The following is a 13,792-nucleotide window of genomic DNA, read 5'->3' as shown; positions in this document are numbered from 1 at the left end:
TGGCGAGACGCGCCGAAGCACACGAACTTAAACAAAGATGCCGACCGACCACGCGCCGCCCGCACATCGAAGTACGGCGCCCGACGGCATCACGACATAAGGAGACCCTGCATGTCCACTTCGCCGATTTCCGCGGCCCCGCCCAATGCGGCCGGGCAGACCAGCAGCACGCGGATCATCTTCGCGAGCTTCATCGGCACCGCGATCGAGTTCTACGATTTCTACGTCTATGCGACCGCCGCGGCGCTCGTCATCGGACCGGTGTTTTTCCCGCACAGCTCGGCGACCGCCCAGGCGTTGTCGGCTTTCGTCACGTTCGGTATCGCATTCGTCGCGCGGCCGATCGGCTCGTTCCTGTTCGGCCACTTCGGCGACCGGATCGGCCGTAAATCGACGCTGGTGGCTTCGCTGCTCGTGATGGGTGTGTCGACCACGCTGATCGGCTTCGTGCCCGGCTACGACTCGATAGGCAGCCTCGCGCCGATCCTGCTGTGCGTGCTGCGCTTCGGCCAGGGTATCGGCCTTGGCGGCGAATGGGGCGGGGCCGCGCTGCTCGCCACCGAGAACGCGCCGGCCGGCAAACGCGGCTGGTTCGGGATGTTCCCGCAACTGGGGCCGTCGATCGGTTTTCTCGCATCGAACGGCCTGTTCTTCGCCTTGGCCTTGTCTTTGAGCGACGAGCAATTCCGCAGCTGGGGCTGGCGCGTGCCGTTCCTCGTCAGCGCAGTGCTGGTCGCCCTCGGTTTGTATGTGCGCCTGAAGATCGCCGAAACGCCGGCCTTCCAGGCCGCCATCGAACGCAAGGAACGCGTGAAGGTGCCGATCGCCACGTTGTTCTCCCAGCACGGGCTGCCGACCCTGCTCGGCGCGCTGGCGATGGTGGTCTGCTACACGCTGTTCTACAACGCCACGACGTTTTCGCTGTCGTACGGCGTGTCGGTTCTGCATATTCCCCGGCCGACGTTCCTCGGCATGCTGTGCATCGCAGTCGTGTTCATGGCCCTCGCCACGCCGCTGTCGGCCTGGGCAAGCGACCGTTATGGCCGCAAGCCGGTACTGATCGTCGGCATCATCGCAGCGATCCTGTCAGGCTTCACGATGGCGCCGTTGCTCGGCAGCGGCCAGACACCGCTGGTGCTGCTGTTCCTCGTGATCGAACTGTTCCTGATGGGCGTGACCTTCGCACCGATGGGCGCGCTGCTGCCGGAGCTCTTTCCGACCAACGTGCGCTATACCGGTGCAGGCGTGTCGTATAACCTCGGCGGGATTCTCGGTGCATCGGTCGCGCCGTATATCGCGCAGGTGCTGGCCGCGCACGGCGGGTTGCCGTGGGTGGGTGCTTACGTTTCGATTGCGGCGGCCGTCAGCATGATCGGTGTGCTGTGCATGCGCGAAACCCGCGATACCCAACTGATGTGATCAGGGTAAAGGCGCGCTGGTAAATCCCCTGCCTTGCGCGTCTTTTTGACTTGCCTATACTCGATTCCAATAACCCTAAGGCAAGCAGGGAGGCTCTGATGAGTGTTCATCTTCATAACGCGGACATCGTGATGATCATCGCGCTGGCGTTGCTATGTTCGCTGCTGCTGGCTTTGCGCTTTCGTCCGGCGACGTGGAAAGGCATTGTCGTGGAAGCACTGGCCGCGAACGCCGCTGCCATCACTGCGGTGATCGCTTTCGAAATGCTGCTCGCCTGAGCGGGCAAACGTCGCGATACCGGGTTGGGTGCAGCGGGAGAAAGCGGACAAAAGCGGTCTGACCTGATCCGAAGAAGCGATTGAGCGGCTGCCCGTGCCTATACAGGCAAGCGGCAGCCGTCAGCGCCTGGCGCTGCGTTCAAGCCGAACGCGCGCCGCTAGCCGTTACCGGTAGTAGTACCCGCCGTGATGGTAATAACCGCCGCCGTAGTAATAGCCAGGCGCCGGTGCAACGATGCAGCCGCCGAGCGCCGTTGCGAGTAGCGTGCCGGCGATCAGGGTCAGGATTAAGCGTTTCATATTGTTCTCCTTCGAGTCAGATTCATTCGAGCCGAAACCCCGAATGACTCGATTGAACACGACCCAGCTTCGCGCGACCGTTGCGATTTGTAAGGGAAAATCACTGGGGTGTTACACCTTCGGACCCCGAAACCCACTGCATCCGAAGCGCGACAACGACAGACTCACATCAGACAAAAACACCGCCTATACTGTTTTGGACATGCACAATCCGCGCAAGTCCTGCCCGTGGCGGGTGCGCGAATCGGGGCGACGATTATGGGCATTAAGCACGTGCTTCCATGCGTCATGGCTGAGCCAATAGCGACGCAAAAGCGCGCACGCGTAGCCAATTAGGCACTCAACGAAAAGCGACAGATTTAACAGGTGTGTAATTCGCGGCGCTTGTCCAAACGCTGGGAACGGCCACGAGTAGCCGCCCGTTGGAACGCCGATAAACGGTGCGCGAACCTTTCGGCGCGCGCGGCATGTCTTGTTGAATGAGCGATTGAACTCGACCGCCGGCCGGCAGTCTCTTTAGAAATGAGTTGGCTACGCGAGGTGGCCGCCCAGCGTTTGAGTCAGTTTGTTTATTGCAGTGATTCCTCTTCGCCCGTAGTTCCCCGACGCGGGCGTTTTTCAGAGGCGTTCCGTGGCAGCGCTCGTTTGATTGGGCGACTGCGCGTCGCGCCTCTTTTCTTTTGGCCAAATGATTGCGCGAAAGCGCTGCAAAGAAACGCTCAGGCTGCGGCCGATCCGTGTTGCATGGCGCTCACGTGTGACTCGCTATGCACATAATCGATCGCCTCGAGTGCCTGCGCAATGGACGGCACTGAACGGCCGTCGCCGATCGAGATCGAGCGGTACGGTGCGTCGATTCCGCAATGGTCCGGCGAGGTCGCCACAAAGATCATGACCGTGCGCTTCAGCAGTGCATGCGCCATATGAACGAAACCGGTATCGGTGCCGACCACCAGCGCGCAGGCGTCGATCATTTGCGCGATTTCGGTCACGCTCAGCTTCGGCAGGACGGTCGAACCCGGCACCTGCGACGCGATTTGCTCCGCTTCGGCGCGCTCGCCTTCCGAGCCCCATGGCAGCACCACATGAAAACCGCGCTGCGCCAACTCGCGACCGACCGCAACCCAATGCGGCAACGGCCACTTCTTGTCGTCTTTGGAGGTGGCATGAAACAGCGCCGCGACCGGTGCGCTATCAGCCGCGAACGGCGCGGTGGCCGGCTCGGGCAGGCGCAGATTGTAGACGGCCGGACCTTCGACCTCGTAACCCAGCGCCTCGCTCGCGCTGATGCGCATGCCATGCCACGCGTCGCACAGCGGACGCGGGCCGAAACGCCCCGTGTAGGCAAATGCGGCGCCCCGCTCCCCCAGATCCTGGGACTGGTAGCCAATACGCTTCGACGAACGCGCCAGAAAGGCGATGATCGCGCTCTTATACACGCCGTGAATATCGATGATGAAGTCGTAGCGATAGGCGCGCAATTCGGCGATCGACGCCGCGATCGCCTTGAAATCGCCCCAGCGGCGCGCCTTCTTGAAACGGCGCAGCGGCGCGCAAAGCACCCGGTCGACGCTCGTACTCCATTGCACCACTTCGGCGAAAGCCTCGTCGGCCGCCCAGTCCACTTCAACGCCGGGAAATGCGCGTTTGATGTCGGCGGCGACTGGTAACGCCTGCACGATATCGCCGAGCGAAGTGACCTTGACGATCAGGACTCGCTTCATTGAGGACCTATTAATTGTTCGAACATCAAAACATTTTAGCCGACGATTGGAATAATCTCCGCCGAACGCCCCAGTGCGCCGTACGGTCATTAATACAGAGCGTTACACTACGCGCCTTACGAATAACCCTTTTACTATATTTCAAAATACTTTCATACGGTTGAAACGATGGGGCGCGCTTTATAATTCACCCTTTGCGCCAGCACATCCCCATGTCCCGGGTACTTCCTCCCCTCTCTTCCGGCATCGTGCGTCGCGCGAAACGCCTGTGGCGTCAATACGGCATCTTCTGGCTCGGCGCGATCGCGGTCGGCCTGGTGGCGGTGCTGTACGCCAGGCTGATTGACTGGGGCTACGGCGAATTCCGCACCATGCAGCAGCAGCACGTGTGGGCGCCGTTGATCGTCACGCCCGCAGTCGCGGCGCTCGCCGTCTGGCTCACGCGCAGGTTCTTCCGCGGCGCCGAAGGCAGCGGCATTCCACAAGTCATCGCCACCCTGCATGCCAAACCCGGTGAGTACGGCGCACGGCTGTTGTCGCTGCGGATTCTGGTCGGCAAGATCGCGGTGTCGTTTCTGGCGATTCTCGGTGGTTTTACCATCGGGCGCGAAGGGCCGACTGTGCAGGTCGGCGCGGCGCTGATGTTCAATCTGCGGCGGCTGTATCCACGCTCGAACGCGCAGATCGAACGGCAACTGGTGCTGGCGGGCGCGGCAGCGGGTTTGTCCGCAGCGTTCAATACGCCGCTGGCGGGGATCGTGTTCGCGATTGAAGAACTCACGCGCAGCTTCGAGGCTCGCGCGAGCGGCGTGCTGATTACGGCGATCATTATCGCTGGTGTGATCGCGCTGGGGCTGAACGGCAACTACACCTATTTCGGCACTATCCAGATCGGCGCGCACTTCCCGGACCTGCTGGCGGTCGCCGTCGTGCTCACGGCAATCGTCACCGGTATCGCGGGCGGCGTGTTCGGCTGGCTGCTGCTGAACACCGCGCGCTGGATTCCGGCGCCGCTGCGCCAGTTGCACGGCGAGCGGCCGGTCGCGTTCGCCGCGCTGTGCGGTTTCGTGATCGCGGTGGTCGGCCTCATCTCCGGCGGCACGACCTTCGGCAGCGGCTATGCGGAAGCGCGTGGCCTGCTCGACGGGCACGAGCACCTGTCCGTGTTCTATCCGTTTCTGAAGATGATCTCGATGGTCGGCTCGTACCTGCCGGGCATTCCGGGCGGTATCTTCGCGCCGTCGCTGTCGATCGGCGCGGGCTTCGGCAATCTGCTGCACATGGTGTTCGGCTCGATGCAATTGCCGATGCTGATCGCCCTCGCGATGGTCGGCTATCTGGCCGCCGTCACGCAGTCGCCGATTACGTCGTTCGTGATCGTGATGGAGATGATCGATGGTCATGCACTGGTGATTTCGCTGATGGCCACCGCGTTGATTGCAAGCCGTGTGGCGCGTTTGTTCGCGCCGCCGTTGTATGAGTCGCTGGCGCAGCGCTATATGGCGCCGCTGCCGCAGCCGGCACCCGCACCGGTGCCGGAAGTCCCCGAAGTCGACGTGCCCGAACCAGCGGCCGTCGATGAAATCACGGGCGACGCGCCCGCTGAAGACGGCACTCCGCATCAGTAAACAACAACCGCCGGTGCACGCATGTAAACCGGCCGTGCCGGCACCACTACGCAACCGGCCAGCATGACCGCCAGTACGGCGATCAGAAGCAGATTCTTTTTCATGACGTGTTCCTCTGAAACACAGGCAAACGCTCCGCCGGACGCGCGAGCGGCGCCTGTGTCGTCAAACTGGAGGGAGCGGCACGAGCGGTATCGATTCCGCCGTGCCGCACGCTGTTGAAGCCTGTGGACTTACGCCCAGTGGCCTTCGACCCAGCGATAGTTCGGACCGTGTTCGACCCAGTGGCCCGGCACCCAGTGGTAGCCGACGCGCTCGGCTTGCCAGTGACCCGCGTCCCACACATAGCGGCCGTGATCCCAACGCCAGTGACCGTGATCCCATACATAGCCGACACGCGGTGCCGGCACGGCTTCGTAACGCACGGCCGGCGGTGCGGACGGCGCGATCACAATGACTTCCTCGGCCGAAGCGGAGGCCACAGCGGATGCACCAGCTGCGATCAGAACAGCGTTGGCGATCAGCAAGCGAAAGGTCTTGTTCATGTTTTCCCTCTTTGGATGGACACCGGATGCGGCGTTATCCGTTTAATGCGCGAGGGCACGAAACCGCTGACTGTCGGCGTGTAACGGCGCACCCCGAAGTGCAACGGATTATTTCGCCGCGTGGGAAGCACGCGTGAGAAGGCCTGTGCGAGCGCACATGAACACAGAATTAGCGGAGACGACGGCGAGAAAAACAGCGGAGGGAAACAGCGGAGAAACGGCAGAAAAACGGCAGAAAAACGGCGAGGGAACAATACAACAACACCGCTTACGCGCCCCACCTCGTCACGTCACATCGACGGAACGAAACAGGGCGCGCAACACGTTACGCGGAACCCACCTGCGGTATTTCGATCTTGACCTCGAGCACTTCGAGATCGTCCTGGCGTTCCAGGCTCACACGAATATCGTCATCGGAGATTTTCACGTACTTTGAAATCACGGCCACCAGTTCGCGTTGCAACGCAGGCAGGTAATCGGCAGGCGCATGGCCGCCGGCGCGCTCATGCGCGATGATCAACTGCAGGCGTTCCTTCGCTACCGACGCGGACTTCTTCTTCTCGCCCAGCAAAAACGAAAGAATCGACATTACGTGCGCTCCCCTTACTTGGTGCCGAAGAGGCGCTGCAGCAGCCCTGGCTTCTGGTAATCGGTAAAGCGAAGCGACTTCTGCTCGCCGAGGAAACGCGACACGACATCTTTATAGGCTTCAGCAACGTCGGTACCGTCGAGGTGCACAGCCGGCAGCCCTTGGTTCGACGCATGCAGCACCGCTTCCGATTCCGGAATCACGCCGATCAGATCGATACGCAGGATTTCCTGGATGTCGGTCAGCGACAGCATCTCGCCTTCGCTCACGCGCTTCGGGTTGTAGCGGGTGATCAGCAGGTGCTCCTTGATCGGCTCCTTGCTTTCGATTGCGCGCTTGGTCTTCGACGACAGAATGCCGAGGATACGGTCCGAGTCGCGCACCGAGGAGACTTCCGGATTCGTCACGATCAGCGCTTCGTCGGCGAAGTGCATGGCGAGCAGCGCGCCCGATTCGATACCCGCCGGCGAATCGCAGACGATGTATTCGAAGTCCATCGCGATCAGGTCGTTGATGATCTTCTCGACGCCTTCCAGCGTCAGCGCATCTTTGTCACGTGTTTGCGAGGCCGGGAGGATAAAGAGGTTCTCGCACTTCTTGTCCTTGATCAGCGCCTGGTTCAGGTTGGCTTCGCCCTGGATCACGTTGATCAGGTCGTACACCACACGGCGCTCGCAGCCCATGATGAGGTCGAGGTTACGCAGGCCGACGTCGAAGTCGATCACGGCGGTTTTGCTGCCCCGCAATGCGAGGGCCGATGCAAAACTCGCGCTCGTGGTCGTCTTGCCCACGCCACCCTTGCCCGAAGTCACCACAATGATTTTTGCCATTACCCTTACCTTGTGTTCGTCAAATTCGTCAATTATGTGCGGCCATATTTGCCGTGAAGCGCCGCGTGCCGTGTACGTTCAGGGCAGCGCGCGCTTCACGTCGATCAGGTGAGCCGCAACGGTTCGATCATCAGTTTTTCTTCTTCGAGCCAGATCTGCACCGGCTTGCCGAGCACGTCGGCCGGCAGCGGGTTCTCGGTCGTACGATAGATGCCCGCGATCGAGATGAGTTCCGGCTCGAGACACGTGCAGAAAATGCGCGCGTCGTGATTGCCCTGCACGCCGGCCAACGCCCGGCCGCGCAGCGGCGCGTAAATATGGATGTTGCCTTCCGCGATCACTTCCGCGCCGTAACTCACCAGACCGAGCACGACCAGATCGCCCTTTGCGTAGATGCGCTGGCCCGAGCGCAACGGCTTGTCGACCACCATGGTTTGCGACGAGGTGGCGAGGCGCACGGGCTCGGCGGCCGGCGCAGGTTCGACCGCGGCAGCCGTGGCCGGTGTTCCGTCTACTGCCGAAAACAGATCGGCCGGCGGCGTGGCCGTTGCTGCGGTGGCAGCCGGCGCCGTAGCGGCCGAATTGACGGCCTCTTCGTCAGCGGATTTAGCGGATGCGCCGCGACGGTCGCGCGCTTCGAGCAAGGGCAGCGCGGACTCCGCCGCCCACGTCTGCTGCGCGTTGGCCACCACGCCGACCGGACGCATGCGCACGCTGTCGAGCAGTTGCGCGATGTCGGCGAGCGGCACGCGTTCGTTCTCGCCAAGCCGGCGCACGTCGATCGCGACGACGTCGTTAGCGAAAAATTCGGGGGTCGCCTCGAAGCGCCGGGTCAATTCGGCACGCATCGCATCGAGGTCGGTTGTCTTGACCACAAACAGGAGCGTGTCGACAGAGCCGCTGCGGAGTTCGAAAAAGGGCGATTTCTTGGGCGACATAGCGTTCGGCAAAAATTTTGCGTATTTTACAGGCGTCCAGGCGGGGAGCGAGTTTTTTTGCCGACAGAACGCACCACGGCGGCCTGAATACCCATGACGTGGCCACGCCGCGGCCACTCAGGCCGCGTTCTGGCCGCTTGTTTGGCCATGAACGCTGTAGCGACGCGGATGGGATGTGAGCGGCAGGCTGACGCGCCGCTCGCGGGATCACTGCTGAAATACCTGCGACGTGGTCGGCACGTGCCGGACCAGCAGGCTCTCGGCCTGCTCGGGCGCACGTACGACGCGCCGATGCTCGCCAGTGGGACCGAAGCCGAGCGCCTCGTAAAAGCGCATTGCATTGCGGTTGGCGTCGGCGACCCATGCGTAGATTTCCATGGCGCCTTCACCGGCGAGCCAGGCGCTGGCCGTGTCGACCAGCAACTCGCCGCCTCGCAGATGACGCACGGCCGGCGCCACCCACAGCTCGCAGACGAACGCGCGGCGCGCCGCGGTGTCGTCGAAATAAGCTTCGACCAGCCCTGCCGGATGGCCCTCGGTATAGAGAATGAACGTGGTGGCGATAAACGAAACAGCGTGTTCGGCAGCGGTGGCGTCGAACGTGGCGGCATCCGCAGACAACGCGTCTTCTAGCGTCTCGCCGAAGGCATAGGGTGCCTCCCGCAGCGACGCAGTACGGAGTTCGCGGAAAACAGCGCCCTGATCAGCGGCGATACGGCGAACGGTCAATGACGGACTCATGCAGACGAAAACCCCTTGAAACCCTAAGGCATAGCTTTAACCGAACCGGCGCGCGAGTCAAATCCTTATTTACCGGATTGGTCTGCAGCGGCGGTTCCTGGTGCAGGCGCCGCGCGCCCGCTGCGCAGCAATTCACGCGCCCACCGTCCTGATAGCCGGTTCGTCAGGCGCGCTGGTCACTGTGTTCAAGGCGCTTCGTAATTGCCGGTGCCGTCCGGCCACGGCGTCAGCAGCTCGTAGCCCTCTTCGGTCACGGCGATCATGTGCTCCCATTGGGCGGACAGCGAACGGTCTTTGGTGACCACGGTCCAGCCGTCACGCTGAACCGCGGTGCCGGCGCGGCCCGCGTTGATCATCGGTTCGATCGTGAAGACCATGCCCGGCTTCAGACGCACGCCCTGCCCCGGCTGACCGTAGTGCAGCACTTGCGGGTCTTCGTGATAAACCTTGCCGATGCCGTGCCCACAATAGTCGCGCACGATCGAGAAACCGTCGCGCTGCGCGATCTTCTGGATCGCATAGCCGACGTCGCCGAGCGTGGCGCCAGGCTTGACCTCGCGGATGCCGGCCAGCATCGCCTCGTAGGTTGTGTCGATCAGTTGGCGCGCCACGGTGCTCGGCTGCCCGACGCAATACATGCGGCTGGTGTCGCCGAAAAAGCCATCTTTGATGATCGCGACGTCGATATTGATGATGTCGCCGTCTTTCAGGATTTCGCTGCGGTTGGGAATGCCGTGGCACACCACCTGGTTGACGGACGTGCAAACCGTCTTCGGAAAACCCAAATAGCCGACATTTGCCGGAATCGACTTTTGTGTATTGACAATGTAGTCATTGCACAGTGCGTCGAGCTCGTCGGTGGAGACACCGGCCTTGACGTGCTCGCCGATCATCGCCAGCACGTCGGCCGCGAGGCGGCCGGAAATGCGCAGCTTGGCAATGTCGTCAGGAGTCTTGTAGGTAATGGCCATGAATTCGGTGGGGCTGAAACGATGTTGACGATCGGCCAATTGTACAGAGGATCGCCGGAGGGCTTCCGCGAGCCGGGCGGGACCTGTTCGCCGGGCGTTTTTTCCGCATGACGCCGATCATTCTTTCTAGAGTCGGAAAAACAGTGCGGGTCTCTCTCATGTTGCGAGCGCGCAGAGAAATCTTTTGTGAGGTTTGCATCTGGCAGTGCAATCGCGCCGTAAAGAAGTTGAGGACTCGATTTCTTCCCCACATCGTTTAGTTCTTCTCAGAAGAACGGGGCCTCTTTGCGTCCGCGATTTGCGTTCGGGCATCGCGTGGATAGCAGTTGTCCGCGCGTGTGCGTCGCGAGTCCGCGGCATTGGCGTCGAACCATCTGAGGAACATAGCCATGTCGGAATCCAGCAATAAATCAGCAGAGCTTATCGACGTATTCGACCGCCGGGTTGAACGGCGCCTGCAACGCAGACAGTTTTTCCGCAACGCTGGCGGCCTGGGCCTGGGTCTCGTCGGCGGCACGCTGATCAGTGCGTGCGGCGGGGGCTCCGGTTCGAGTGCCTCGGCCGCCAGCGCACCGACCGATCCGGAGATTCTCAACTTCGCGCTGAATCTGGAATACCTCGAGTCGCAGTTCTATACGTATGCGACAACAGGTGCGGGGCTCGCGGCCAGCATGACGGCCGGCGTAGGTACATTGGGCACGGTAATTCCGGGGCAGCAGGTGCCGTTCCAGGATCCGGTCGTTCAGGCCTATGCGAACGAAATCGCCAACGACGAGCGCGAGCACGTCACCTTCCTGCGCAGCGCGTTGGGCTCGGCGGCAGTCGCAATGCCCTCGATCGACATTGGCGGCACGAATCCGAACGGAGCGTTCTCGAACGCGGCGCGCGCTGCGGGTCTGGTCAGCGCGGGTGTCGCCTTCAATCCGTACGCGAACGACAACAACTTCCTGCTCGGCGCGTTCATCTTCGAAGACGTCGGCGTGACCGCCTATAAGGGCGCCTCTCCGCTCATCACCAACAAGACCTTCCTCGAAGCGGCTGCCGGCATCCTCGCGGCCGAGGCGTATCACGCAGGGCTCGTGCGTACGGTGCTGTTTGCAAAGGGCGTCGACACGGCGAGTATCTACACCGCCGCCAACGCCATCTCCGCCGCGCGCGCCAGTCTCGACCAGAACGGCCACGACGATCAGGGCATCACAGGCGCGACATCCGGCTCCTCGAACATCGTGCCGCTCGACAGCAACGGGCTCGCCTTCAGCCGCGGCTATGGCAACGTGCTCAACATCGTCTACCTGACGAGTTCGATGGCGACCAAGGGTGGCTTCTTCCCGAACGGCGTGAACGGCACGCTCAACATGAGCGCCTGAAGCACGCAACGTGCTGTGCCGGAGGCACCGGCAACGGGTCGCCGCGATGACGATCGCGCTCACCCGTTGGCCGGCCTTCATCCGTATTGCCTTGAACGCTTGAAGACGGACAGGAGCAGTCATGAACGAAGCGATCAGTCAAGCCGCTGTGCCTCAAACCCTCACCGAGCAGACCTGTTTCGATATCCGCGAAACGCTGGCGGGACGGCGTCGTGGCTTGCGGACGATGCTGCCGTTCGTTGGACCGGCGGTCGTCGCTTCGATCGCATATATGGACCCGGGCAACTTCGCCACTAATATTCAGGCGGGCGCCGGATACGGCTATACCCTGCTCTGGGTGGTAGCGTTGGCAAACATCGTGGCGATGTTATTTCAGGCGTTATCCGCCAAGCTTGGGCTCGTGACCGGCAGCAATCTCGCAGAACTTTGCCGCTCGGCGTTGCCGCGCCGTTGCGTGCTCGCGATGTGGGGCATCAGCGAAATCGCGGCGATGGCGACCGATCTGGCGGAATTCGTCGGCGGTGCGATCGGCGTTTCGTTGCTCACGCATCTACCGATGGTGCCGAGCATGCTGATCACGGCCGCCGTCACCTACGGTTTGCTGCAGTTCGAGAAGCGCGGCTTCCGCCCGCTCGAACTGGCGATCGCGGCGCTCGTCGGTGTGATCGGGCTGTCGTATCTCGCCGAGTTGCTGATTGCGCCGGTGCACTGGTCATCAGTCGTCAAGCATACGTTCACGCCGGGCATGCCCGATAGCAACGCGCTGACGATTTCCGTCGGCATCATCGGCGCAACGGTCATGCCGCATGTACTGTTCCTGCATTCAGGACTCACGCAGAATCGCGTCAAGCCGCGCAATGAAGGTGAGCGCGCCAAGCTGCTGCGCTTTTCGAATATCGAGGTGGTGGTTGCGCTCGGCGTCGCCGGACTCATCAATATGGCGATGGTGATCATGGCGTCGAGCGCGTTTCATGCGGGGCATGCTGATATGGCCAGCATCGAAACGGCATGGCGCACGCTCACGCCGCTGCTTGGTGGCGCCGCGGCGGGTCTCTTTCTTGCGGCACTGATCGCGTCCGGTGTGTCGAGCTCGGTCGTCGGCACAATGGCCGGGCAGATGATCATGCAGGGCTTTGTCGGCTTTCATATCCCCGTGTGGGCGCGGCGGCTGATTACGATGGCGCCGGCGTTCGTGGTGGTTGCCTGCGGAGTGGACGCGACGCGCGCGCTGGTGCTGAGCCAGGTGGTACTGAGCATTGCGCTACCGGTGCCTATGATCGCGCTGGTGTGGTTCACCTCGCGTGGCGACTTGATGGGCCGCTACCGGAATCGCCGGTCGACTACGATCGCCGCGGTGACGGGCACGGTCGCCGTGCTGGCGCTCAACCTCATTCTGCTGCTGCAAGTGGCCGGCATTTCGCCATGGCCGCCGTTCCACGCGGGATAAGGTGGCAAGGCAGCTTTCTGCATCCGGTTATCGGGTTGGCGCGTACATTGTTCGAACGCTTATTCTCGAACGATTCTCGACGGATCCGACTTCCATGACTCGACGCCTGCTTACCTTGACCGCCGCGCTGGCGCTCGCCGCTCTGGGCGGCTGTAGCGCCGCGGGCGTGCTCAACGCCACCGTATCGCACAAGAATTTCCGCACCGAGCATGGCCTCGCGTACGGCAGCTCGCCGCGCCAGACGCTCGATGTCTACATGCCCGCCGCCAGTTCACCGCAAAGCGCTTCACACGGCCGTCCGATCGTCGTGTTCTTTTACGGCGGTAGCTGGCAGAGCGGTTCACGCGACAGCTATCTGTTCGTCGGTGCGGCGCTGGCTTCACGTGGCTTGGTGGCCGTGGTGCCCGACTATCGGACGTGGCCGGAAACCGCCTTCCCGGGCTTTGTCGACGATGCAGCCGCAGCCGTGCGCTGGGCACGCGATCACGCGGCCGAGTTCGGCGGCGACCCGTCACGGATCTTTCTGATGGGTCATTCGGCCGGTGCGCATATCGTGATGCTGCTGGCCACCGACGATCGCTATCTCGCCGCGCAGCAGATGAGCAAGCGCGACTTGAGCGGCGTGATCGGCCTTGCCGGCCCGTATGATTTTCTGCCGCTGCACGACGCGACGCTTGAAGAAATTTTCCCGCCTGCATTGCGGGCGGCGAGCCAGCCGATCAACTTCGTCGAAGGCGACGAACCACCGGTGTTCCTCGCAGCGGGCGAGCGCGACACGACAGTCGATCCGGGCAACACCGACCGGTTCGCGGCCAGGCTGCGCGCCGTCGGCGATAGCGTTGAAGTGAAACACTATCCGCGGATTGGGCACGCGCTGCTGGTCGGCGCCATCGCCGGGCCGCTGCGTGGCTTTGCGCCAGTACTCGACGATACCAGCGCGTTTATCGATGCACAGACGAGCCGTGAGGCGCAGCGTGATGGTGACGCGCAATCGTTGCCATGCGCATCATGCACG

The 13,792-nt window shown here is 62.3% G+C and carries 13 protein-coding genes and 1 pseudogene; 6 read left to right on the top strand and 8 right to left on the bottom strand.

Annotation, left to right across the window (positions count from 1 at the left end; genetic code table 11):
* Nucleotides 1–111: 111 nt before the first annotated feature.
* Nucleotides 112–1,419, top strand: a complete 1,308-nt coding sequence (locus R8871_RS24085; RefSeq protein ID WP_175052719.1) for an MFS transporter — start codon at nucleotides 112–114, stop codon at nucleotides 1,417–1,419.
* A gap of 98 nt (nucleotides 1,420–1,517) precedes the next feature.
* Nucleotides 1,518–1,697 carry a hypothetical protein gene (locus R8871_RS24080; RefSeq protein WP_054035073.1) on the top strand — a complete coding sequence of 60 codons (180 nt, stop codon included), beginning with the start codon at nucleotides 1,518–1,520 and terminating at the stop codon, nucleotides 1,695–1,697.
* 165 nt (nucleotides 1,698–1,862) lie between these two features.
* Here the strand turns inward: R8871_RS24080 and R8871_RS38745 are convergent, their stop codons facing one another.
* Nucleotides 1,863–1,997 carry a hypothetical protein gene (locus R8871_RS38745; protein WP_256390474.1) on the bottom strand — a complete coding sequence of 45 codons (135 nt, stop codon included), beginning with the start codon at nucleotides 1,995–1,997 and terminating at the stop codon, nucleotides 1,863–1,865.
* A gap of 719 nt (nucleotides 1,998–2,716) precedes the next feature.
* The gene (gene waaC / locus R8871_RS24075; protein WP_175052718.1) at nucleotides 2,717–3,721 is read right to left on the bottom strand and encodes a lipopolysaccharide heptosyltransferase I; all 1,005 of its coding nucleotides are present in this window, start codon (nucleotides 3,719–3,721) and stop codon (nucleotides 2,717–2,719) included.
* A 212-nt stretch (nucleotides 3,722–3,933) separates the two neighbouring features.
* Here waaC and R8871_RS24070 point away from each other — a divergent pair, with 212 nt between their 5' ends.
* Nucleotides 3,934–5,349 (top strand): chloride channel protein, encoded by a 1,416-nt coding sequence (locus tag R8871_RS24070; RefSeq protein WP_175052717.1) that lies wholly within the window; start codon nucleotides 3,934–3,936, stop codon nucleotides 5,347–5,349.
* Between the two features lie 233 nt (nucleotides 5,350–5,582).
* Here the strand turns inward: R8871_RS24070 and R8871_RS24065 are convergent, their stop codons facing one another.
* From R8871_RS24065 to map, 6 genes are all read right to left on the bottom strand, one after another.
* Complete coding sequence (locus R8871_RS24065; RefSeq protein ID WP_175052716.1) at nucleotides 5,583–5,894, bottom strand: YXWGXW repeat-containing protein; 312 nt, start codon at nucleotides 5,892–5,894, stop codon at nucleotides 5,583–5,585.
* Between the two features lie 325 nt (nucleotides 5,895–6,219).
* The gene (minE, locus tag R8871_RS24060; protein ID WP_054035076.1) at nucleotides 6,220–6,483 is read right to left on the bottom strand and encodes a cell division topological specificity factor MinE; all 264 of its coding nucleotides are present in this window, start codon (nucleotides 6,481–6,483) and stop codon (nucleotides 6,220–6,222) included.
* A 14-nt stretch (nucleotides 6,484–6,497) separates the two neighbouring features.
* Complete coding sequence (gene minD / locus R8871_RS24055; RefSeq protein WP_054035077.1) at nucleotides 6,498–7,313, bottom strand: septum site-determining protein MinD; 816 nt, start codon at nucleotides 7,311–7,313, stop codon at nucleotides 6,498–6,500.
* A gap of 104 nt (nucleotides 7,314–7,417) precedes the next feature.
* On the bottom strand, nucleotides 7,418–8,251 hold the full coding sequence (gene minC / locus R8871_RS24050) for a septum site-determining protein MinC (RefSeq protein ID WP_175052715.1): 834 nt from the start codon (nucleotides 8,249–8,251) through the stop codon (nucleotides 7,418–7,420).
* A 207-nt stretch (nucleotides 8,252–8,458) separates the two neighbouring features.
* The gene (locus R8871_RS24045; protein WP_175052714.1) at nucleotides 8,459–8,992 is read right to left on the bottom strand and encodes a GNAT family N-acetyltransferase; all 534 of its coding nucleotides are present in this window, start codon (nucleotides 8,990–8,992) and stop codon (nucleotides 8,459–8,461) included.
* 185 nt (nucleotides 8,993–9,177) lie between these two features.
* Nucleotides 9,178–9,963: a type I methionyl aminopeptidase gene (map, locus tag R8871_RS24040; RefSeq protein WP_175052713.1), complete on the bottom strand. Its 786-nt coding sequence runs from the start codon at nucleotides 9,961–9,963 to the stop codon at nucleotides 9,178–9,180.
* Nucleotides 9,964–10,352: 389 nt separating this feature from the next.
* Between map and R8871_RS24035 the strand changes: the two genes are divergently transcribed.
* From R8871_RS24035 to R8871_RS24025, 3 genes and pseudogenes are all read left to right on the top strand, one after another.
* Nucleotides 10,353–11,330, top strand: coding sequence for a ferritin-like domain-containing protein (locus tag R8871_RS24035; RefSeq protein WP_175052712.1), 978 nt, complete (start codon nucleotides 10,353–10,355; stop codon nucleotides 11,328–11,330).
* 121 nt (nucleotides 11,331–11,451) lie between these two features.
* The gene (locus R8871_RS24030; protein ID WP_175052711.1) at nucleotides 11,452–12,777 is read left to right on the top strand and encodes an Nramp family divalent metal transporter; all 1,326 of its coding nucleotides are present in this window, start codon (nucleotides 11,452–11,454) and stop codon (nucleotides 12,775–12,777) included.
* A gap of 94 nt (nucleotides 12,778–12,871) precedes the next feature.
* Nucleotides 12,872–13,729, top strand: a pseudogene (locus R8871_RS24025) (alpha/beta hydrolase); the annotation flags it as partial.
* Between the last annotated feature and the right edge of the window lie 63 nt (nucleotides 13,730–13,792).

Source organism: Paraburkholderia sediminicola (genome assembly GCF_902859805.1).
Classification (GTDB): domain Bacteria; phylum Pseudomonadota; class Gammaproteobacteria; order Burkholderiales; family Burkholderiaceae; genus Paraburkholderia; species Paraburkholderia sediminicola.
This window is presented reverse-complemented; position numbering and strand designations above follow the sequence as displayed.

Excerpts from the sequence above, each read along its gene's own strand:
- R8871_RS24070 (WP_175052717.1), top strand. The coding sequence starts at position 3,934 with ATGTCCCGGGTACTTCCTCCCCTCTCTTCCGGCATCGTGCGTCGCGCG.
- R8871_RS24065 (WP_175052716.1), bottom strand. The coding sequence starts at position 5,894 with ATGAACAAGACCTTTCGCTTGCTGATCGCCAACGCTGTTCTGATCGCA.
- R8871_RS24045 (WP_175052714.1), bottom strand. The coding sequence starts at position 8,992 with ATGAGTCCGTCATTGACCGTTCGCCGTATCGCCGCTGATCAGGGCGCT.
- minE (WP_054035076.1), bottom strand. The coding sequence starts at position 6,483 with ATGTCGATTCTTTCGTTTTTGCTGGGCGAGAAGAAGAAGTCCGCGTCG.
- R8871_RS24080 (WP_054035073.1), top strand. The coding sequence starts at position 1,518 with ATGAGTGTTCATCTTCATAACGCGGACATCGTGATGATCATCGCGCTG.
- R8871_RS24085 (WP_175052719.1), top strand. The coding sequence starts at position 112 with ATGTCCACTTCGCCGATTTCCGCGGCCCCGCCCAATGCGGCCGGGCAG.
- R8871_RS24035 (WP_175052712.1), top strand. The coding sequence starts at position 10,353 with ATGTCGGAATCCAGCAATAAATCAGCAGAGCTTATCGACGTATTCGAC.
- minC (WP_175052715.1), bottom strand. The coding sequence starts at position 8,251 with ATGTCGCCCAAGAAATCGCCCTTTTTCGAACTCCGCAGCGGCTCTGTC.
- waaC (WP_175052718.1), bottom strand. The coding sequence starts at position 3,721 with ATGAAGCGAGTCCTGATCGTCAAGGTCACTTCGCTCGGCGATATCGTG.
- map (WP_175052713.1), bottom strand. The coding sequence starts at position 9,963 with ATGGCCATTACCTACAAGACTCCTGACGACATTGCCAAGCTGCGCATT.
- R8871_RS24030 (WP_175052711.1), top strand. The coding sequence starts at position 11,452 with ATGAACGAAGCGATCAGTCAAGCCGCTGTGCCTCAAACCCTCACCGAG.
- minD (WP_054035077.1), bottom strand. The coding sequence starts at position 7,313 with ATGGCAAAAATCATTGTGGTGACTTCGGGCAAGGGTGGCGTGGGCAAG.
- R8871_RS38745 (WP_256390474.1), bottom strand. The coding sequence starts at position 1,997 with ATGAAACGCTTAATCCTGACCCTGATCGCCGGCACGCTACTCGCAACG.